The 19,582-nt window shown below is 65.7% G+C and carries 19 protein-coding genes; 5 read left to right on the top strand and 14 right to left on the bottom strand.

Going from position 1 to position 19,582, the window contains the following annotated elements; genetic code table 11:
* Window positions 1-2 precede the first annotated feature (2 nt).
* Window positions 3-1,469: a M48 family metalloprotease gene (locus tag QX128_RS28745; protein ID WP_315800914.1), complete on the top strand. Its 1,467-nt coding sequence runs from the start codon at window positions 3-5 to the stop codon at window positions 1,467-1,469.
* A 93-nt stretch (window positions 1,470-1,562) separates the two neighbouring features.
* On the opposite strand, the gene QX128_RS28740 is transcribed toward QX128_RS28745, so the two are convergent.
* Window positions 1,563-2,348, bottom strand: a complete 786-nt coding sequence (locus QX128_RS28740; protein WP_316216882.1) for an N-acyl homoserine lactonase family protein — start codon at window positions 2,346-2,348, stop codon at window positions 1,563-1,565.
* A gap of 34 nt (window positions 2,349-2,382) precedes the next feature.
* On the bottom strand, window positions 2,383-3,138 hold the full coding sequence (locus QX128_RS28735; protein WP_316239190.1) for an SDR family NAD(P)-dependent oxidoreductase: 756 nt from the start codon (window positions 3,136-3,138) through the stop codon (window positions 2,383-2,385).
* Between the two features lie 135 nt (window positions 3,139-3,273).
* Between QX128_RS28735 and QX128_RS28730 the strand changes: the two genes are divergently transcribed.
* The gene (locus QX128_RS28730; protein ID WP_316216826.1) at window positions 3,274-4,164 is read left to right on the top strand and encodes an AraC family transcriptional regulator; all 891 of its coding nucleotides are present in this window, start codon (window positions 3,274-3,276) and stop codon (window positions 4,162-4,164) included.
* Between the two features lie 130 nt (window positions 4,165-4,294).
* On the opposite strand, the gene QX128_RS28725 is transcribed toward QX128_RS28730, so the two are convergent.
* The 5 genes from QX128_RS28725 to QX128_RS28705 form a co-directional block, all read right to left on the bottom strand.
* A complete protein-coding gene (locus QX128_RS28725; RefSeq protein ID WP_315800572.1) occupies window positions 4,295-5,125 on the bottom strand; it encodes a CarD family transcriptional regulator in 831 nt (276 codons plus the stop codon).
* 499 nt (window positions 5,126-5,624) lie between these two features.
* A complete protein-coding gene (gene fdxA / locus QX128_RS28720) occupies window positions 5,625-5,963 on the bottom strand; it encodes a ferredoxin FdxA (protein ID WP_035660174.1) in 339 nt (112 codons plus the stop codon).
* Between the two features lie 113 nt (window positions 5,964-6,076).
* Window positions 6,077-6,334, bottom strand: coding sequence for an RNA-binding S4 domain-containing protein (locus QX128_RS28715; RefSeq protein ID WP_315800916.1), 258 nt, complete (start codon window positions 6,332-6,334; stop codon window positions 6,077-6,079).
* Window positions 6,335-6,407: 73 nt separating this feature from the next.
* Window positions 6,408-9,965 (bottom strand): helicase-related protein, encoded by a 3,558-nt coding sequence (locus QX128_RS28710; RefSeq protein ID WP_316239189.1) that lies wholly within the window; start codon window positions 9,963-9,965, stop codon window positions 6,408-6,410.
* A 538-nt stretch (window positions 9,966-10,503) separates the two neighbouring features.
* A complete protein-coding gene (locus QX128_RS28705) occupies window positions 10,504-11,280 on the bottom strand; it encodes a DUF3108 domain-containing protein (protein WP_315800917.1) in 777 nt (258 codons plus the stop codon).
* A gap of 608 nt (window positions 11,281-11,888) precedes the next feature.
* Between QX128_RS28705 and rpmB the strand changes: the two genes are divergently transcribed.
* Together rpmB and QX128_RS28695 are read left to right on the top strand one after the other, a co-directional pair.
* Window positions 11,889-12,197 (top strand): 50S ribosomal protein L28, encoded by a 309-nt coding sequence (gene rpmB / locus QX128_RS28700; RefSeq protein WP_172114511.1) that lies wholly within the window; start codon window positions 11,889-11,891, stop codon window positions 12,195-12,197.
* A gap of 342 nt (window positions 12,198-12,539) precedes the next feature.
* A complete protein-coding gene (locus tag QX128_RS28695; RefSeq protein WP_315800574.1) occupies window positions 12,540-13,802 on the top strand; it encodes a DUF2235 domain-containing protein in 1,263 nt (420 codons plus the stop codon).
* Between the two features lie 60 nt (window positions 13,803-13,862).
* On the opposite strand, the gene QX128_RS28690 is transcribed toward QX128_RS28695, so the two are convergent.
* The 3 genes from QX128_RS28690 to QX128_RS28680 all read right to left on the bottom strand — a co-directional run bounded on the left by QX128_RS28690 (window position 13,863) and on the right by QX128_RS28680 (window position 14,843).
* Window positions 13,863-14,111: a hypothetical protein gene (locus tag QX128_RS28690; RefSeq protein ID WP_315800575.1), complete on the bottom strand. Its 249-nt coding sequence runs from the start codon at window positions 14,109-14,111 to the stop codon at window positions 13,863-13,865.
* A 152-nt stretch (window positions 14,112-14,263) separates the two neighbouring features.
* On the bottom strand, window positions 14,264-14,500 hold the full coding sequence (locus tag QX128_RS28685) for a transcriptional regulator (RefSeq protein ID WP_316239188.1): 237 nt from the start codon (window positions 14,498-14,500) through the stop codon (window positions 14,264-14,266).
* Window positions 14,501-14,636: 136 nt separating this feature from the next.
* On the bottom strand, window positions 14,637-14,843 hold the full coding sequence (locus tag QX128_RS28680; RefSeq protein ID WP_315715242.1) for a cold-shock protein: 207 nt from the start codon (window positions 14,841-14,843) through the stop codon (window positions 14,637-14,639).
* A 458-nt stretch (window positions 14,844-15,301) separates the two neighbouring features.
* Here QX128_RS28680 and rpsU point away from each other — a divergent pair, with 458 nt between their 5' ends.
* Window positions 15,302-15,625, top strand: a complete 324-nt coding sequence (gene rpsU, locus QX128_RS28675; RefSeq protein ID WP_316239203.1) for a 30S ribosomal protein S21 — start codon at window positions 15,302-15,304, stop codon at window positions 15,623-15,625.
* A gap of 47 nt (window positions 15,626-15,672) precedes the next feature.
* Here rpsU and QX128_RS28670 read toward each other — a convergent pair whose 3' ends face one another.
* From QX128_RS28670 to QX128_RS28655, 4 genes are all read right to left on the bottom strand, one after another.
* A complete protein-coding gene (locus QX128_RS28670; RefSeq protein WP_316239187.1) occupies window positions 15,673-15,861 on the bottom strand; it encodes a hypothetical protein in 189 nt (62 codons plus the stop codon).
* Window positions 15,862-16,122: 261 nt separating this feature from the next.
* On the bottom strand, window positions 16,123-17,733 hold the full coding sequence (locus tag QX128_RS28665; RefSeq protein WP_316239186.1) for an ABC transporter ATP-binding protein: 1,611 nt from the start codon (window positions 17,731-17,733) through the stop codon (window positions 16,123-16,125).
* A 4-nt stretch (window positions 17,734-17,737) separates the two neighbouring features.
* Window positions 17,738-18,577, bottom strand: a complete 840-nt coding sequence (locus QX128_RS28660) for an ABC transporter permease (RefSeq protein ID WP_316182914.1) — start codon at window positions 18,575-18,577, stop codon at window positions 17,738-17,740.
* Complete coding sequence (locus QX128_RS28655; protein ID WP_315800580.1) at window positions 18,574-19,545, bottom strand: ABC transporter permease; 972 nt, start codon at window positions 19,543-19,545, stop codon at window positions 18,574-18,576. The genes QX128_RS28660 and QX128_RS28655 overlap by 4 nt, the downstream gene beginning before the upstream one ends.
* Between the last annotated feature and the right edge of the window lie 37 nt (window positions 19,546-19,582).

Below are 19,582 nucleotides of genomic sequence, written 5' to 3'. Positions count from 1 at the left end.
GCATGACGGTGATGAACTGCGGTTCGCGGATCGCACCGGCGCTGCTGTGCCTGGGGCTGGCGCTGGCCGGTTGCAGCGACATGGGCAAGTTGCAGCAGGCGACGGCGCCGTTGCCGACGCCGCGGCCGAAGCCGGCGATGGTGCAGACGACGCCGGCAAGCGATCGCGAGCACGAGCGCATTCTTGCAACCTATGGCGGTGCCTATGAGGATCCCCAGCTCGAGGGCCTGATCTCCAAGATCGTCGACCGGCTGGTGGCCGTGTCCGATCGCCCCGACCAGGGCTACAAGGTCACGATCCTGAACTCCGGTGCGGTCAACGCCTTTGCGCTGCCGACCGGCCAGCTCTACGTGACGCGCGGGCTGATTGCGCTCGCCAACGACACCTCCGAATTGTCCTCGGTGCTCAGCCACGAGATGGCGCATGTGCTGGCGCGCCATGCTGCGATCCGCGAGGACCAGGCGCGGCAGGCTGCGGTCGTGACCCGCGTCGTCTCCGACATGGGCAACGATCCGGACCTGACGGCGCTGGCGCTCGCCAAGACCAAGCTGACGATGGCGAGCTTCTCGCGCACCCAGGAGTTCGAGGCCGACGGCATCGGCGTCGGCATCTCCGCCAAGGCCAAGTTCGATCCCTACGGCGCGGCGCGCTTCCTGACCTCGATGGAGCGCAACGCAGAGTTGAAGGCCGGCAAGGTCGCGATCGACCCGCGCGCGCAGGACTTCCTGTCGTCGCATCCGGCGACGCCGGAGCGGGTGCAGAACGCCGCCGCCATCGCCAAGCAATACGTCTCCCCCGAGGCCAGGGAGCATGACCGCGAGACCTACTTGGCTGCAGTCGACAACATCGTCTATGGCGAGGACCCGAGCGAGGGCTTCGTGCGCGGCCGGCGCTTCCTGCATCCGAAGCTCGGCTTCACCTTCCAGGCGCCGGAGAACTTCACGCTCGACAACACCGCGCAGGCGGTGATCGGCGTACGCGAGGGCGGCGCCCAGGCGATGCGCTTCGACGTCGTGCGCGTGCCGGCGCAGCAGACGCTCGGCGACTATCTGAACTCCGGCTGGATGGAGAACGTCGACAAGTCGGCGACCGAGGAGCTGACGATCAACGGCTTCCCGGCGGCCTCCACGACGGCGAGCGGCGATCCCTGGCAGTTCAAGGTCTATGCGCTGCGCGTCGGCAGCGACGTCTACCGCTTCATCTTCGCCTCGCGGCAGAAGACCACCGAGAGCGAGCGCAATGCGCGGGAGACGGTGAACTCGTTCCGCCGGCTCAGCCTGGAGGAGATCCAGTCGGCGCGGCCGCTGCGCATCAAGGTGATCACCGTGCAGCCCGGCGACACGGTCGAATCGCTGGCGCACCGCATGACCGGCGTCGACCGCCCGGTCGAGCGCTTCCGCGTGCTGAACGGCCTCGACGCCCGCGCCCAGGTCAAGGTCCGCGACCGCGTCAAGATCGTGGTGGAGTGAGCGCGATTTCCCCCTGAGCAAACCCTCAGGGCTGCCGCTCGCTCGAGCAGCTCGGCTGATCGGTCGAGGGGCGGACGGACGAGTGAACGCCCCCTAGTCGAAATACGCCGGCGCGTGCGCAAGCCCCGCCGACTGCGCCGTATCATGGTTGAGCCACAGCTGCGCGCGCTCTGCATCGACGATGGCGGCGATCCGCTCCATTGATGTCAGGGTCGCCTCGGCGCTTGCATTCATCGTAGGCACGCAGCGATGCGCCATGTTGTAGCGGTCATGCGCGGCGTCGCCCGATAGCAGGACCGCCCCGGAGCCGGCGAGCCGCACCAGCAGCGAGCAGTGGCCCGGCGTATGGCCAGGCGTTGAGATGACGCGCACCGAACCGTCACCGAACAGATCGACATCCCCGTCCATCAATTCGAGGCGGGCTTGCCGGAGGCAATCGTAGAGCAATGGCGCGTAGCCGAAGGTGCTGAAGTCCTTGCCGAACATCGCCGCGTGCTCCCGCCGCTGGATGTACCAGCGCGCATCGCGGAACAGCCTGGCATTGCCGATGTGATCGAAATGGGCATGGGACAGCAGCACCATCGCGACATCGGCCGGCGCGAGGCCGATTTCGGCAAGCTGAGCAGTGAGAGGCTTAGCGACGAGGCCTCTGATGCCGTGGGCGATGATCCGGCCTTCCGGCGCATCGGCCAGCCTCTGGTCGATCCCGGTGTCCCACAGGATCCATTCGCCCCGTCGCTGCAGCAGATAGGCATGGCAGCTCAGCGTCACCGGCTCGCCCTGCCATTTGCCCGGCGTGTAGACGGACCGATCCGGCGCGATCGCCTTGCCGGCATCGAACACGTACAGACGATCGATCGTTCTCAACTGTCCAGTCATGGCGCTCACGGCAATCTCCTGCTTGCGGGCTCGATCAGATCGCCTGGCCGCCGGAGACTTCGATTCGCTGCGCATTGATCCAGCGGTTGTCCTCGGACAGCAGGCTCGCGATCATCGGGCCGATATCGTCGGGCACGCCGACGCGGCCGAGCGCAGTCATGCTGGCGAACACCCTGTTGATCTCGGGATTGTCGCGCACCGCACCGCCGCCGAAGTCGGTTTCGATCGCCCCTGGCGCCACGGTGTTCACCGCGATGCCGCGGCTGCCCAGCTCCTTCGCCAGATAGAGGGAGAGAACCTCCACTGCACCTTTCGCGGCCGCATAGGCCGCATAACCTGGAAACGAGACCCGCGTCAGGCCGGACGACAGATTGACGATGCGGCCGCCATCGGCGAGTAGCGGCAGCAGCGCCTGGGTCAGGAAATAGACGCCCTTGAAGTGAACATCGACCAGTCGGTCGAACTGCGCCTCCGTTGTGTCGGCGATCAACGCATGGTCGCCATGGCCGGCGTTGTTAACGAGGTGGTCGAACGTGTCGCGCTGCCAAGTCCGGCGCAGCGCTCCGCGCAGCGTCTCCGCAAACGGCGCAAAGGTGGCGACATCACCGGTGTCGAGCTGGAAGGCCAGCGCCTTGCGGCCCATCGCCTCGATCTCTTCGACGACGGCCGCCGCGTCCTCGGCCCGGTTCTGATAGGTGAGGATGAGGTCACTGCCGCGTTGGGCAATATGACGTGCCGCGCTACGGCCGAGCCCGCGGCTGGCGCCGGTCACGAGTGCGATCCTGGTCATGATTTTTCTCCGGTCGGGTTTGACTGGTCGGATATTGGACACCGACCACCGGCGGAGTTGCCGGAACCGCGCCGTTCCTTGCCTGATCCTCCAAATCGGGGTGTGTGGAGAGCGAGAGCGGGCTAAGTTGCGGACATGACCAGCCTGCTCAATGCCGTCAGCCGCTATGCCGCTGTCCACGCCGATACAGCCGGGATTGCCAGGACCCCGATCCCCGGACTCACGACGGTGCGCGCGACCGCACCGAGCGAGCTCGTCTACGCCATCTCGCGGCCGCTGGTGTGCCAGGTTGTGCAGGGCAGCAAGCAGGTCACGATGGGGCTGCAGGGACTGACGTTTTCCGCAGGTGATTCGCTGATCATCACCGCCGACGTGCCGACCGTCAGCCAGATCACGCGCGCGAGCCGCGCGGCGCCCTATCTGTCGCTGGTGCTGGAGCTCGATTCGGCGCTGATCGCGGAGCTGATCCTGCAGATGGACGGCACGACGGCGACGGACGGTCTTGCCGTCCGGGTCGAGCCGACCGACGCGGAAGTGACGGACGCGGCGCTACGCCTGATGCGCTTGCTCGATCGTCCTGCCGGATTGCAGGTGCTGCAGGCTCAACTCTTGCGCGAGATGCATTATTGGCTGCTCGCCGGCCGGCACGGCGCGGCGATCCGCCGGCTCGGCGGCCCCGACAGCCACGCCCAGCGCATCGCCCGTGCGGTAGCCCTGTTGCGCGCCGAGTTCACCCACACCCTGCCGGTCGAGCGGCTCGCGGCTGTCGCGGGTATGAGCCTGTCCGCCTTCCACCAGCACTTCCGCAGACACACCTCCCTGTCGCCGCTGCAATTCCACAAGCAGCTTCGGCTGATCGAGGCGCGCCGGCTGATGTTGGCCGAAGGCATCAGCGCGAGCAGTGCGGCGTTCGCCGTGGGTTACGAAAGCGTGCCGCAGTTCACGCGCGAATATCGTCGCCTGTTCGGCCGTCCGCCGGTGCAAGACATCAAGGCGGCACAGGCCAAAGTCGAAGCTGTTGCGTGAGCTGCGTGCGGGTGCCGTGCCGGGGACTTGCCGGTCTCGACAGCGTCCCCTTTGAGCCAGGCAAACAAAAAGCCCGACCTTGCGGCCGGGCTTTCGTAAGCAACTAATTCGAAAACGCTTGAACGGTCGATCAGGCGGCCTCGTCGGCCACGGCGGTGTCGTCGCCGTCGATGTCATCACCCTCGCCTTCCGCATCGCCCTCGGCGACCGCATCGGCTTCGGTCTTGGCGCCGCGGCGCGGGCTCTTGGCGAGCTGCGTCTCGATCTCCTTGACGGCCTCGGTCTCGGTCGAGTGCTGCACGACCGCGATCTCGCGCGACAGCCGGTCGAGCGCCGCTTCATAGAGCTGGCGTTCGCTGTAGGACTGCTCCGGCTGCGACTCCGAGCGATACAGGTCGCGCACGACCTCGGCGATGGCGACGATGTCGCCCGAATTGATCTTCGCTTCGTACTCCTGGGCGCGGCGCGACCACATCGTGCGCTTGACGCGGGCGCGGCCCTTCAGGGTCTCCAGCGCCTTCTTGACCAGCGCCGGGTCGGACAGCTTGCGCATGCCGACATTGGCGACCTTGGCGGTCGGCACGCGCAGCGTCATCTTGTCCTTGATGAAGTTGATGACGAACAGCTCGAGCTTCGCACCCGCGATCTCCTGCTCCTCGATGGCCAGGATCTGGCCGACGCCGTGAGCCGGATAGACGACGAATTCGTTGGTCTTGAAGCCCTGGCGCTGGGTCGGCAGCTTCTTCTCCTCGACGCGCGGCGCGGCCGCGACGGGAGCAGCCGGCTTGGCGGCGACGGCGGGCTTGGCAACAGGGGCAGCAGCCGCAGGAATGGCGGTCTTGGTGGCAGCCTTGGGCGCAGCGGCGGCCTTGGCGGGCGCAGCCTTGGCAACAGAGTCCTTTGCAAGAGTGGTCTTCGCGGCGGATGCTTTCGCGGCAGTCTTGGCAGTCTTTTCAGGCATTGCGCTTCTTTTGTTCTTGGTGGACTTGGCAGCCGAGGCCTTCGCGGCAGCCCGAATCTCCTTTACAGGAGCCCGGGCACGGCCCTTGGAAACGCTGCGGCTGGCCGCGGCGGCTTTTTTTGTACTCTTGGAAGCACTCTTTTTACGCGTTTTCTGTGACACAGCCTGCGCGCGGAACTGCCACGCCCCTGTTTGATGTTGCGGGAACCTAAAAGGGCGGCCAAAAAAAGGTACGCATGGCCGGGTTCGGCTCTGAGAATGTGCTATATATAGCACATTTACCGCAAAAATCAATGATTTAGAGGCCGCAGGGGCGGTATTGTGACGGGTCCACGAAGTTAGGGTTAAGTGAAGCGTGCCGGAATAGAACAACTCATGCGGCGGTTCCCGCTCGCCGCAATCTCGTTCTAGGCCATTGTTTCCGCGTGGCGATTCCAATCAGCCACGGCCAGCGGCAGAATTGCCGGCGCCGCTCTCGCGCCAGCGCAGAGGTGACCCGTCAGTCTCCGGCGCCCGGCTTCGATGAAAAATATTTCTCGAATTTTCCGTCCTCGCCGTCGTGCTCCTTGGCATCGGCCGGCGGGTCCTTCTTCTGCGTGATATTGGGCCAGGACTTGGCATATTCGGCGTTCACGCCCAGCCATTTCTCCAGCCCCGGCTCGGTATCCGGCTTGATCGCGTCGGCCGGGCATTCCGGCTCGCACACGCCGCAATCGATGCATTCGTCCGGATGGATCACCAGCATGTTGTCGCCCTCGTAGAAGCAGTCTACCGGGCAGACCTCAACGCAATCGGTGTATTTGCATTTGATACAGTTTTCGGTGACGACGTAAGTCATCCAGGGCTCCGGAACGGATCGACAAATCGGCTGGCTTGGACTAGCGCAGGACGTGGTGTGCCGCAAGTGAAGCGGGGCGAAGAACTGAATTGGAATTGCGCCGGCGCAACCAATCAACTTCGGCCGCGACCTTCGAGGTCGTCGTAGAGCCCGCGCACGGACGCGGCGTCGCCGCGACGCGCGGCAAAGCCGGTCACCTTGAGCACGCGCACGCTGCGATCGAGCGCGATGGTCAGCACATCACCGGTCTTCACCCCATGGCCCGGCGAGGTCTCGCGCACACCATTGACCCGGACATGCCCCGACGACACCAGCGCCGCGGCGCTGGTGCGCGCCTTCACCAGCCGCGCATGCCACAGCCATTTGTCGATGCGCTGGCGCTCTGACGGGGTGTCGGACGTCGGCGTTGTCCTTCCAACCAATCTTGCCAACCGATCTTGCCGCTCAGTCCTTGCGGTTGTTCCCCGCGAGCTGCTCCTTGAGCGCAGCAAGCTTGGCAAACGGCGAATTGGGATCGACCGGACGGTCGCGATCCCGGCCGCCGCCGCTGCTCGATGCGTAGGGCCGCAGCGCCGGGCCGCTGTCGCGCTTGTCGCGGCCGCCCTTGCCGAAGTCGCGGCCACCGCGCCCCTCGCGGTCGCCCCCGAACTTGCCGCCCTTGTTGCGATCCCGGTTCTGGTCGCGCCCCTTGGCATCATGATCGCGGCGCGGCCCGCGATCCTCGCGCGCCGGCGCCGATGCGCCCTCGGCTGGCGCCGCACCCGCCTCCGGCGGGCCCTTGCGGAAGTCCTTGCCGAACTCTTTCATCCGGTCGCGCCGGCCATGGCCGCGGTGATGGCGCTCGCGCGCCTCGCCGCCCTCGGCCGGAGCGGTCCCGGCCGATGCCTGACCGCCGCCGCCCCCCTGCCCGCGCTCATGCTGCGGACGGTTGGGCCGGCCGCGATGATGATGGTCGTGGCGCGGCCTGCGCTCCTCCGACCGCCCGCCCGGCCGCCAGACCTCGACCAGGACGGGCTCGGCAGCAGGCGAGGCCTCGGCGGGAGAAGCCTCGGTGGCGGTCGATCCAGCAGCAGTTTCCGCCGCGGCAGCTTCAGCCGAAGCGTCGCCGATGCTTGTTGCCTCGTTCGCAACGGCCTCCGCGGCTTCTGGCTGCGGCGCATCCGCAGCGACGGCGGTTTCCGCCTCGGCGACGACGCTGTCGGCAGCCGTCTCGGCCATGGAAGCGGCGTCCGCCACATCCGGCGTGACGAAATCGACGGTCGGCAGCGATGCCAGGGCCGATCCCGACGTGGTTTCCGGCTGCTCCTCACCGACCATCGCGGGCACGGCGACGGCCTGCTCGGTCACCGGAGCGACGGCGGCCTCCGCGACGGTGGGAACCTGCTCGTCGGCCGGCTCGCCGGCGACAACTGCGAGGTCCTCGCCCGGCACAGCCTGCGCATCTGCCGGAGCGGCTTCGGCAGCAGCAGCTTCCGCGATGGCAGCAGCCTCGACGGGCTTCTCAATCGGCTTGGGCGGCAGCGGCGGACGCTTCTCCATGCGATAGCCGAGCGCGCGCAGGATGGAGGCGAAGTCCTCGCCGGCCGAGCCGGTGAGCGAGGTCATCGCCTGCGTCACCACGAAGCCGCGGCCGTCGAAGGCGCCGGCCGGCTTCTCGCCCGGCGCATTGTCGCGCCAGGCCAGGGCGGGACGAATCAGGTCCGCCAGCCGCTCCAGGATGTCGACGCGCACGGCGCGCTCGCCGGCCTGCTTATAGCCGAGCACGCGATAGGCATCGCGCGGCAGCGCCTTGTCGACCGGGAACGAGGTACGGCCCGAGCTCGCCAGATGCTGGGCGCCGGTCAGCGCGGACATGTCGACATTGCCCTGCTTCTCGGCCCACAGCAGCGCGGCGAGCGCGCGCGCCGCCGGCTTGAGCAGTGCCGGGACGTAGATGTGATAGGCCCCGAAGCGCACGCCATATTTGCGCAAGGTGGCGCGCGACGGCTGGTCGAGATCCTTCATCTCGGCGGCGATCTTGGCGCGCTCGATGACGCCGAGCGCCTCCACGAGCTGGAACGCGATGCCGCGGCCGATGCCGGTGATGTCCTCGGCCTTGGACAGCTCGAACAGCGGGCCGAGCAGCTTCTCGATATGCGTCTTCAGCCACAGATCGAGCCGCGCCTGGACTTTGTCTCGCGCAGCACCCGTCAGCCGCTCGTCGGCGATGATGCGCAGGCGCGGATGCAGCGCGTCGTCGGCCGCGACCAGCTTGGCGACCGCGTCGCCGGTCCAGCGCATCGTGCCGTCGGCGGTGAGCACGATGTGCTCGTCGGGCGCGCCGGACAGCTTCTCGGCGCGCGCCTCGATCTCGCCGGCCAGCGCCTTCTGGGCAGCAGCCTGCAAGGCCTTGGCCTCCGAGCCGGCTTCGGCGGCGTCGGGCGCGAAGGTGAATCCATCCAGGCGGCCGATCGCGTGCCCTTCAACGATCACTTCGCCGGTCTTGCCGATTTCCGTATTCAAAACACTGTTCTCCCGCAGGCGCCGCATCAATACACTGGTACGACGATCAACGAAACGCTCCGTGAGCCGTTCATGAAGGGCGTCTGACAATTTATTTTCGAGTTCGCGGGTAATCCCCTGCCAATAATCAGGGTCGCGCAGCCAGTCGGGCCGGTTGGCCACGAAGGTCCAGGTGCGAATCTGTGCAATCCGCCCCGACAGCGTATCGATGTCGCCATCGACGCGGTCGGCCTGATCGACCTGGGCCGCGTACCAGGCGTCCGGAATACGCCCCTTCTGCATCAGGAAGCCGAACACGGTGGTCACCAGCTCCGCATGGGCAGCCGGCGACAGCCTGCGATAGTCGGGAATCTGGCAGGTTTCCCAGAGACGCTCGACCGCTTCAGCGCCATGCGCCATGTCGCGCACCTCGGCATCGCGCGCGGCATGATCGAGCACGCGCAGATCCTCCGCGGTCGGCGCGCGCGTCAGCGCGTCATGCCCCGGCGTAATCGCCAGGGAGACCTGGAGCGCGCTCAAGGACGCGAAATCAAGCCTGGAGTTGCGCCATTGCAGCACCTTCACGGTATCGAAGGTGTGGTTCTGGAGCGCATTGACCAGCTCGGGCTCGAACGGCGCACAACGTCCGGTGGTGCCGAACGTGCCGTTACGCGTCGCGCGTCCGGCACGGCCGGCGATCTGGGCAAACTCCGACGGCGTGAGCCGGCGGAACTGATAGCCGTCATATTTGCGGTCGGATGCGAAGGCGACGTGATCGACGTCGAGATTGAGCCCCATGCCGATCGCATCGGTGGCGACGAGATAGTCGACGTCGCCGTTCTGGAACATCGCCACCTGCGCGTTGCGCGTGCGCGGCGACAGCGATCCCAGCACCACAGCGGCGCCGCCATGCTGGCGGCGGATCAGCTCGGCGATGGCGTACACCTCGTCAGCCGAGAACGCCACGATGGCGGTCCGGCGCGGCTGCCGCGTGATCTTCCGGTCGCCGGCGAATTCGAGCTGCGACAATCGTGGCCGTGTCACCATCGACGCACCGGGCAACAGCCGCTCGATGATGGGGCGCATCGTCGCAGCCCCGAGCAGCAGCGTCTCGTCGCGCCCGCGGCGATTGAGGATGCGGTCGGTGAAGACATGGCCGCGCTCGAGATCGGACGCGATCTGGATCTCGTCGACGGCCAGGAACGACACGTCGAGATCCCTGGGCATCGCCTCGACCGTCGACACCCAATAGCGCGGGTTCTTCGGCTTGATCTTCTCCTCGCCGGTGATCAGCGCGACGGCCTCGCTGCCGACGCGATCGGCGATCTTGTTGTAGACCTCGCGCGCGAGCAGCCGCAGCGGCAGTCCGATGATGCCGGAGGAATGCGCGAGCATGCGCTCGATCGCCAGATGCGTCTTGCCGGTGTTGGTGGGGCCGAGCACGGCGGTGACGCCGCTTCCGGGAGCACGGTCGGACGTGCGCTCGAAAGGCGAGGCAGCCGAAGAGGACGAAAAAGCCATTCGTTAAATGTGGGTCTCGAAGCCGGCGTTGGAAGCGCGTCGTTCACGCGCGACGGATGCGGAATTGTCGTGTGTCTGGAGAGGCTGAGATGCTGACCCCTGTCTCACATTGTGACGCATATAGTGCCGCAGCTTAAGCTTCGGAACGCCTTGAGAACGAATCGCGAAGGAATCGCTGACTCTGTCGGCTTTCAGGCTTCGTTCACCGCAACATCTCGCGTTCTGCGATCAAGCCAGCACTAGATCAAGTTTTCGCGGGCTCCACAAGCAACGCTTTCGCGATGGAACTGGCGCGCATTTCAGGGCGTCCCGAGTCGAATCAGAATCAGGGAAGAGTCAAACGGATTCACGCGCAGCAGACAGCATCCATACGGGGACCGGCAAATCGGAGGTCCACGCGGAATCTCCATCGCATTCAAGCGAGAGCGGACGGCATGCCGCCAGACCTTCACGCCACGGCCGCTGTTGCGGCTCAGCCGCTGACGGGGCCGTGCCACAGCGACGAGATTCGGATGTGGAGGAGCAGCGATACGAGGCGCTACTGGGTCTTGGCGACGTGCGGCGCCGCCTGGGTGATGAACGACGTCGCCTCCAGCATCGCGGTCCCCAGCGGGGTCGGGATCACCATCTTGAACGGCACCAGCACGCGGGTGCCGGCGATCGGCACGAAGAAGATCTCCATGTTGCGGGCCTGAGCCAGATATTTGATGACCGGCCGGTCCGGGATGTAGCCCGCGACCGGCGTGAAGTAGATCGCGCAGACCAGCGCCGGACCGCGATAGCCCTTGTCAGCCTTGACGTTCTCCATGCGCTTGTAGTCGAGCTTGAGCTCGTAGCGCATGCGGCCGTCGAACACGGGCGCAGCGCCGCGGCAGGAGTCCGGCGACAGCAGTTCGCCATTGCCCGGCACCCGCACCAGAGAGGCCGTCATCGGATCGAGCACGCCGCGCTTGTGGGCATCCGTCACCGGAATGCGGTCGGGATCGACTGGAGGCGCCGGCTCGATGGCGAAGTCCTTCACGGTGCCGTTCTGCAGATTGATGCGGATCTGCTCCGATTTCTTTCCCGTGGAGGTCGAGGCCTGGTAGCTCTGGCCGACCAGGGCGCCGTTGACGACGCGTCCCTGCACCGAGCCCGTGCCTGATCCTTGCGAGAAGCTCTTGAGCAGGCCGGCGGTGCCGCCCTGAGCCGCAGCACCATACTGATCATCCCCGATCTCGACCGCCCAGGTGCCCTTGCCGACGGGGATGCCGGCCAGGGAAGCCTCGTATTGAGCGTCCAACCGAGCCTGCGCCTGGGCGCCTTGCGCCAGCAACAACAGGCAGAGCGCTGCCCCGGCCGCGGCCAGGCGGCCCGAGAGAAATGAGGGAACCGAGATGATGGTCACGTGACGAATGATCCTGCCGATCCGCCTGCCTGAGCGCCGGACCGATCCGACGCGCCGTCCTTGCTACTTAAGCCAAAAACGCCTTCAAACAACGCGAACCGTCCGACAATGGCGGTTTGTCCAGCGCTTTGCGCCTGAACAGCACTCAGAACCGTCGTCCGCAGCGCTGCCGGAACCGAGCCGCGAACCTCCGACCGCGCCAGCATGCCGCCATTCCGGACCGTTCGCGGGATATCCATCCATCACGTCCGAATGCGCCCTTTATATGGTCTAAACTGCCGGCTATACTATTGATTACACGCCTGCTTTTCTGCTGGTCGGCGATTTCGGCCCGACCAGGAGGAGGCATGGGTCGCGTCCTCCGGGTTCGCCGGCCCGGCTCCCTGTATTTGCTGCGGCCTTCAAAACCTTGACGAAAAGCCGCATCCCCCCTATAGGACCGCATCTCCCAGAGACGAGCTGGACGAGTTTTGGACCCCCGCGGCCCGCCGACATAGGCGGACGAAGGGTGCGGGGATGAGAGAGGATTTATTGCCATGTCGCGGCGCTGTGAACTGACGGCCAAGGGTCCCCAGGTTGGCCACAAGGTCAGCCACTCCAACATCAAGACCAAGCGGCGCTTCCTGCCGAACCTGTGCAACGTGACCTTCATCTCGGATGCACTCGGCCGCAACGTGCGCCTGCGCGTTTCGACTAACGCGCTCAAGAGCGTCGACCACAATGGCGGCCTCGACGCCTATCTGCTCAAGGCCAACGCCGCGACCCTGTCGCCGCGCGCGCTGGAGCTGAAGCGCGCCATCGAGAAGAAGGCGGCGGACGCTGCCCCGGTCGCGAAGGCGAGCTGAGAGAGCCAACCGAAATTCAAGATTGATGCAGAAGCCGGACGCGTCACGAGCGGGGCTTCGAGCTGAACGAGATGTCGAAACGGCCGGGTCGAGAGATCCGGCCGTTTTGCTTGCGGATGCCGTGACCAACTGACAACTCTGGACAAGGCAGCCGGCGCGGGGCGGCAGGACAGGTCGGGTGACCATCCGTTCGTACAACGGCGTCCAGCAGTCACTCCGCCATGTCGGCCGCGCCGCGCGCAACAGCGACCCAGACGAAGTGCCATAGGGAACCGACCTCCCCAACACCAGCCGGATGCTCTACACTCGTTGCGGTAGCATTATTGCGGACATTCCTTTGCCATGAAGAATATTGTCATCTGCTGCGACGGCACCGGCAACGAGATCAGCGAGAACATCTCGAACGTACTCAAGCTCTATCGCTGCCTGCGCAAGACCGACAAGACGACACCGCATCAGGCCGTATTCTACGATCCCGGCGTCGGCACGCTGACCCAGCCCGACACCTGGCACCGCTTCAAGGCCAATTTCAACATGGTGCTGGGGCTCGCGACCGGCTACGGCCTCGACGACAACGTCATCAACGCCTACTCCTTCCTGGCCACGCATTACGAGGACGGCGACCGCATCTTTCTGTTCGGCTTCTCGCGGGGCGCCTACACCGTGCGCGTGCTGGCCGGGCTGATCCACAAGATCGGGCTGATCTCGCCGGGTCAGATCAATCTCGTCGGCCCGGGCGTGATCGCCTACAAGAAGTACTCCTCGGACAATCCGAAGGCCGGGCGCGGCATCACCAAGGAGCTCGAGAGCACCGAGGAGGACGGGCCGATCCCGGAGAGCCGCGACGACCACGCCGCGCAGTTCGCGCGGATCACCTCGGCGCGCTGGCCGACAATCCATTTCGTCGGCGTGTGGGACACGGTGGCGAGCGTGATCGTGCCGCGCACCGACCGGCTGTTCGCGCTGCCGAGCCTCGAGGAGCTCGCCTTCACGATCGAGAACCCGAGCGTGAAGATCTTCCGCCAGGCTGCGGCGATCGACGAGCGCCGCTGCATGTTCCGGCTGAAGCCGTGGGGCATGCCGCAGACCTTCACGCCGAACCGCTTCAACAAGGCGCAGGCGCGACCGCAGGACGCCAAACAGGTGTGGTTCGCCGGCGTGCATTCCGACGTCGGCGGCGGCTATCCCGAGGTCCGGTCGGCGGCTTCGAAATATCCGCTGCTGTGGATGATCGACGAGGCGGTCGAGGCCGGGCTGACGGTCAATCCGCGCACGGTGAATCAGCTCGCCTGGGGCGTGCAGCGCAAGAACAGTCCGTTCTCCTATGTGGCGCCGAGCGTCCAGGGACCGCTGCACGATTCGATGACAGCGGCCTGGCGGGTGCTCGAATGGCTGCCGAAGAGCGCGACGTACAAGGAATGGCCGGAACGCAAGGCGCATTTCGGCTTCTACATTCCGAATGGCGAACCGCGCTTCATCCCCGACGGCGCCTTCGTTCATGAGAGCGTGCTGATGCGGATCGCGGAATCGAAGGACTATCGCCCCGTCAACCTGCCCGCGTCCTATGAGCGCATTCCGCTTCCGGTCAAACAGAAGGCGGAGTAGCAGCAACAGCGCGTTGCGCGTCGAGCACGGCCTTCGGAGGCCCGCGTGTGGCGGATCGCCTCAGATCATGCGCAGATGGATGACGCCGTCGGTCACCTCGCCACGGGCAAACTGCTCGCGCGCCATCTGCTCGAACGCCGTGCGGTTCCGTTGCAGATAGGCGAACGCCTGGTTGCGCGTGCAGAAGCAGGTCTCGAGATGACAGACCTGCCGTGTGGCGCCGATTGCGAGCGCGAATGCGATCGTCTGGGCTCCACGCTGCGTCTCATCCTTGGCAATGCGAACGTCTGTAGCGGTCGGCTTGGCCACGTCAGCCTCCTCGGTACGAAGGTCGGGTCTGTACGCGGGACACGGTTGGGGCGTAGTAATCAGGCATGGATCGCCCGTCTGTTCGAGCACCGGCAACGAAGTTCCGACAATTCCACCGGGCACCCGACGCCGGAAGGCGAGATGAAGCAGCCCTAGCGAACGACCTTCTTGCGCCGCTTCGGCGCAGGCGCCGCATCAGAACCCGCTTGCGCAGCTTCTGCTTCCTTGGCGAGCCGCAACACGCGCAGCCGCTCCATGTTCTTGCGGACCGCCGTCGCGCGCTGATCCCATTCGGCGCGCGCCTTCGCCCCGTCCTCGGCGGCGACGCGCTGGCGCTCTGACCGCGCAATGCTTTCGGGGGAGCGCTCTGACATCTTCTTGGTGGCCATCGACTGATCCTTCCGGAGATGCGGGTTACCGTCGAGACGCAGAAAGCCCGCTCAATACAGGATCGAGCGGGCAAACCGGCCATTTCAGTACATCCGTGAAATGACCTAAGACGTCAGAGACGTCAGATCAGTGCGATCAGACCAGCGCGAGATTTTCTGCGCTGGTTTTACCGCGCATCTTGTCCGTCTTGACCTCAAAACTGACTTTCTGGCCCTCAGCCAGACCGGCGAGACCAGCGCGTTCAACCGCGCTGATGTGAACGAACACGTCGTTCCCGCCATCCTGCGGCTGAATGAAACCAAAGCCCTTCTGGCCATTGAACCACTTGACGGTACCCTGCATGTCTATCTCCAAATCATTCATCGCGCGACCATCACGCGATCTCATTCAACTGAGCGATGACTTTTGGAAATAGCCCACAGGCACATTCAGAAAGGCACAGCGGCTAATCGAACTACCTCAAGGTAGAGATTTTCTGGGGGATTACAAGGCCGCGCGGCGAATATAGTTTGCCGAGGGCCGGAACCGTTGAGTCGGCTCGCGCTGGCAATATCAGCAGATTGCCCTTATCTTCACAGCACCATCGGTAACGGCCTGGCCATCGATGGCTGAGAGACACTCGTGCTCCCGCCTTCCGACGAAGGGGATCACCGTGTCTCGCACGCATCGTGCCTCATCACATTGTGAGCAACACGTTTCATTGGTGCCGCTCAGCTGAGCGCGCCGCTCTCCCCGCCGCAGCGCCGATCGGCTTCGCCAACCGAATTTCATCGATAGAGATGAAGACAAGGAGGACACTTTTGCAGGTTCTTGTTCGTGACAACGACGTCGAGAAGGCGTTGCGCATCCTGAAGCGGAAGATGCAGCGCGAAGGCGTATTCCGCGAGATGAAGCGCCGTAGATCCTACGAGAAGCCATCGGAGCGCAAGACGCGCGAGAAATCCGATGCGATCAGGCGCCAACGCAAAGTCGCGCGCAAGCAGGCCATCCGCGAAGGCTTGCTGCCGGCGCCGGTCAAGAAGGTACCTGCAGCGCGGCCGGGCGCGCTTCCCTCAACGACCTCGACGCGCACCGATCGTGAACGGCCGCAGGACCAGCTTAACGCTACGCCCCCGCGCAGCTGAGCGAGCGACGGCATGCCCGCCGAAATCGACGGGAAGAGGCTGGCGGTTCACGCCAGCTTCTTCGGCTGTTTGCCGGCGCCGTCGGCCGCTTCACGCGCCAAGCGCTCGGCCTTCAGTCGCTCGCGATTCTGATCGAAAGCGGCCTGTGCCTTTTCATAATCGCTTCTCGTCGGCTCGGCCGGCTTGAAGGCTTTTTGAGCCTCGCGCACGGCGGCCGTTGGCTTGCGCTCCGACATGATGAGAGTCCTCGTTGGGATGGTGAACGCCGCTGCTACATCCTGTCGAGACTGGCGCAGCATGGGCACGGTTCAATGACGGCCTCGGGTAGAGGGAGCACGCGCCCGCTGTCTTGGCGCGCAACAGCTCGGGCGACCACCCTGCGGCCCCATCGGGGTCCAATGCTATTATAATCCAAATACGCCGAAGATGTTGCAAGTAATTGAACCCGGCCCGGCACGATGCGCCATGGTTCCGACCGGCGGTCGGTTTACGCACAATCACGCCATTCCGTGCTTGCGGCCGGGAACGGCAGCGAGCAGCTCGCGCGTATAGGCGTGTTCGGGATTGGCGAACAGCGCGGCGGTCGGCTTCAGCTCGACGATCTCGCCCTTCTGCATGACGGCGATCCGGTCGCAGATCTGCGCGGCCACCCGCAGGTCATGCGTGATGAACAGCATCGACAGACCAAGGCGCGCCTTCAAATCTTCCAGCAGCCGCAGCACCTGCGCCTGGACGGACACGTCGAGCGCCGACACCGCTTCGTCCGCGACGATGATCTCCGGATCGAGCGCGAGCGCGCGCGCGATGCCGATGCGCTGACGCTGGCCGCCGGAGAATTCGTGCGGATAGCGGCCGATCGCGCCCGCGTCGAGCCCGACCATGCCGAGCAGCTCCTGGGCGCGCTTCAGCGCGGCATCGAGCGGCGTGCCGCGCGCGACCATGCCGTCGGCGATGATGCGGCCGACCTTGCGGCGCGGGTTGAGCGAGGCGAACGGATCCTGGAAGATCATTTGGATGCGATGACGCTGCGCACGCAAGGCGCCGCCCTCCAGCGCCGTGAGATCGACGTCGCCGATCCGCACCGTGCCGCGATCGGCCTCGATCAGCCGCATCACGAGACGCGCGACGGACGACTTTCCCGAGCCGGACTCGCCGACGAGGCCGAGCGTCTCGCCCTGATGGATCGCGAAATTGACCGCATGCGCAGCGCGCGTCTCGCGCTTCGGGCGGAACCAGCCGGTCGGCGTCACATAGGTCTTGTCGAGGCCGATCACGTCGATCGCCTTCGGAACGTCCTCGCGGGATTGCCGCGGCGGCGGATCGAAAGAGGGCACCGCGGCGAGCAGCGCCTTGGTGTAGTCGTGCTGCGGATTGCCCAGCACGGACTCGGCCGCGCCTTCCTCCACCACCTTGCCATGGCGCAACACGACCACCTGGTCGGCGATGTCGGCGACGACGCCGAAATCATGGGTGATGAACATCACCGCCATGTTGTGGCTGGCCTGGAGGCTACGGATCAGCTTGAGGATCTGCGCCTGGGTCGTCACGTCGAGCGCGGTGGTCGGCTCGTCAGCGACCAGCACCGCCGGCTCGAGCGCCAGCGCCATTGCGATCATCGCGCGCTGGCGTTGGCCGCCGGAGAGCTGATGCGGATAGGCGCGGATGATCCGCTCGGGATCGGGCAGCCCGACCTCGCGCACCAGCGCCAGCGCCTTGGCGCGGCGCTCGCGGGGGCTCAGCAGATCATGCGCCTCGAACACCTCCATCAGTTGGTCACCGATGCGCATCAAGGGATTGAGCGCGGTCATCGGCTCCTGGAACACCATGGCGATGCGGCGACCGCGCAGATCGCGCCAGCCGTCCTCATCGACGGCAAGCAGGTCGTGCCCTTCGAAGCGGATCTCGCCGCTCTCGACGTTCACCGTATCGGGCAGCAGCCCGAGCAGCGCGTGCGCGCACATCGACTTGCCCGAGCCGGATTCGCCGACCACGCAGACGATCCTGCCGGCGGTGAGATCGAACGAGACGCCGTCGACCGCGTGGGTGCGCTCGGCGCCTTTGGGCAAGGCGATGCGCAGGTTCCTGATGGCAACGACGGGATTTGCCATTCGCTCACCTGCCCTCGCGCGACAGGCGCGGATTGAGCGCATCGTTCAGGCCCTCGCCGATCAAATTGAGGCCGAGCACCGACAGCAGGATCGCGACGCCGGGAAACACCGTGATCCACCACGCTTGGCGAATGACGGTGCGGCCGGCGCCGACCATGTAGCCCCAGGAGATCAGGTTGGGATCGCCGAGCCCGAGGAACGACAGCGAGGATTCCAGCAGGATCGCGGTCGCGACCATCAGCGAGGCCAGCACGATGACAGGCGACAGCGCGTTGGGCAGGATCTCGCGCCAGATGATCCAGGCATTGCTCTGGCCGGTGACGACCGCAGCCTGGACATATTCGCGGGTGCGCAGGCTCAGCACCTCGCCGCGGACGAGACGCGCCACCGGTGGCCAGCTGACGAGGCCGATCGCGGCGACGATCGAATAGATCGAGGGCTGCAGGATCGCCACCAGCACGATCGCGAGCGCGAAGCTCGGGATGGTCTGGAAGAACTCCGTGAAGCGCATCAGCGCGTCGTCGACACGGCCGCCGAAATAGCCGGCGATGGCGCCGAGCGGCACGCCGACGATCAGCGCCACCAGCGTCGAGACCAGCCCGACCAGCAGCGAGACGCGAGCCCCGAAGATCAGGCCGGCCAGCACGTCGCGCCCGAGCGCGTCGGTACCGAGCGGGACCTTGGACAGCGTGAACGGCGGAACGAACGGCCGCTGTACCATGCGCCACGGCGAGTTCGGGAAGTAGAGCGGTCCGGCGACCGCGATCACGATCGCGAGCACGAGAATGATCAGCCCGATGACGCCGCTCGGGCTGCGCAGCATGGTGCGCCAGAACTGCCTCATGAGGCGTACTCGATGCGCGGATCGACCAGACGGTAGACGAGGTCGGTGACGAGGTTGAAGATCAGCACCATGGCCGAGGACACCACGAACACGCCGAGCAGGAGATTGTAGTCACGCTGGATCAGCGCGTCGTACATCAGCCGGCCGATGCCCGGCCATGCGAACACCGTCTCCGTCAAGACCGCGCCGCCGACCAGCGTGCCGGCATGAACGCCAGCCAGGGTCACCACCGGCAGCAGCGCGTTGCGCAGCACGTGGCGGCGCAGGATGACGCCGTCGCGCAGCCCCTTGGCGCGCGCGGTCTTGACGAAATCGAGCCGCTTGACCTCGAGCATGGAAGCGCGGGTCATGCGGGTGTAGGTCGCCATGAAGAACAGCCCGAGCGTCGCAGCCGGCATGGCGAGATGCGCGGCGACGTCGAGCGCGTGGCGGACTCCCGTATAGCCGGCACCGATCGTCTCATAGCCGAAGCTCGGCAGCCAATCGACCCAGACCGAGAACAACAGGATCGCGATCAGCGCGATCCAGAACAGCGGCGTTGCGTAGAAGATCAGCGCGAGCACCGTGATCGCGGTGTCGAGGATGGTGCCGGCGAAGCGCGCGGCGAGCACACCGAACAGGATGCCGAGACCGAGCGAGATCGCGAACGCCGTCAGCGTCAGCAGCAGCGTCGCCGGCAGCCGCTCGGCGATCAGCCTGGCGACCGGCGCCTGCTGGCGGAACGAGAAGCCGAGATCGAGGCTGGCGATGCCCTTGACGTAGATCAGCAGCTGCTCCGGCAGCGGACGGTCGAGGCCGAACTTCTCGCGCAACTGCGCCACGAAGATCTGGTCGGAGGCGCCGGCCTCGCCGGCCATGACCACGGCCGGATCGCCCGGCGCCAGCCGGATCAGGAAGAAATTCAGCACGATGATGGCGAGAAGGACGATGATGCCTTTCACGACGCGCTGAGCGATGAAGGAGAGCATGAAAGGTCCGTGAAGGTCAGCTCGGGAGGACAGCGAA

The sequence above is a fragment of the Bradyrhizobium sp. SZCCHNR1015 genome (assembly GCF_032489875.1).
In the GTDB taxonomy this organism is placed as follows: Bacteria; Pseudomonadota; Alphaproteobacteria; order Rhizobiales; family Xanthobacteraceae; genus Bradyrhizobium.
This window is presented reverse-complemented; position numbering and strand designations above follow the sequence as displayed.

What these genes read in the sequence shown, in the direction of transcription:
- QX128_RS28745 (WP_315800914.1), top strand. Translation starts at nt 3, where the DNA reads ATGACGGTGATGAACTGCGGTTCGCGGATCGCACCGGCGCTGCTGTGC.
- QX128_RS28740 (WP_316216882.1), bottom strand. Translation starts at nt 2,348, where the DNA reads ATGACTGGACAGTTGAGAACGATCGATCGTCTGTACGTGTTCGATGCC.
- QX128_RS28735 (WP_316239190.1), bottom strand. Translation starts at nt 3,138, where the DNA reads ATGACCAGGATCGCACTCGTGACCGGCGCCAGCCGCGGGCTCGGCCGT.
- QX128_RS28730 (WP_316216826.1), top strand. Translation starts at nt 3,274, where the DNA reads ATGACCAGCCTGCTCAATGCCGTCAGCCGCTATGCCGCTGTCCACGCC.
- QX128_RS28725 (WP_315800572.1), bottom strand. Translation starts at nt 5,125, where the DNA reads ATGCCTGAAAAGACTGCCAAGACTGCCGCGAAAGCATCCGCCGCGAAG.
- fdxA (WP_035660174.1), bottom strand. Translation starts at nt 5,963, where the DNA reads ATGACTTACGTCGTCACCGAAAACTGTATCAAATGCAAATACACCGAT.
- QX128_RS28710 (WP_316239189.1), bottom strand. Translation starts at nt 9,965, where the DNA reads ATGGCTTTTTCGTCCTCTTCGGCTGCCTCGCCTTTCGAGCGCACGTCC.
- rpmB (WP_172114511.1), top strand. Translation starts at nt 11,889, where the DNA reads ATGTCGCGGCGCTGTGAACTGACGGCCAAGGGTCCCCAGGTTGGCCAC.
- QX128_RS28695 (WP_315800574.1), top strand. Translation starts at nt 12,540, where the DNA reads ATGAAGAATATTGTCATCTGCTGCGACGGCACCGGCAACGAGATCAGC.
- QX128_RS28685 (WP_316239188.1), bottom strand. Translation starts at nt 14,500, where the DNA reads ATGGCCACCAAGAAGATGTCAGAGCGCTCCCCCGAAAGCATTGCGCGG.
- QX128_RS28680 (WP_315715242.1), bottom strand. Translation starts at nt 14,843, where the DNA reads ATGCAGGGTACCGTCAAGTGGTTCAATGGCCAGAAGGGCTTTGGTTTC.
- QX128_RS28670 (WP_316239187.1), bottom strand. Translation starts at nt 15,861, where the DNA reads ATGTCGGAGCGCAAGCCAACGGCCGCCGTGCGCGAGGCTCAAAAAGCC.
- QX128_RS28665 (WP_316239186.1), bottom strand. Translation starts at nt 17,733, where the DNA reads ATGGCAAATCCCGTCGTTGCCATCAGGAACCTGCGCATCGCCTTGCCC.
- QX128_RS28660 (WP_316182914.1), bottom strand. Translation starts at nt 18,577, where the DNA reads ATGAGGCAGTTCTGGCGCACCATGCTGCGCAGCCCGAGCGGCGTCATC.
- QX128_RS28655 (WP_315800580.1), bottom strand. Translation starts at nt 19,545, where the DNA reads ATGCTCTCCTTCATCGCTCAGCGCGTCGTGAAAGGCATCATCGTCCTT.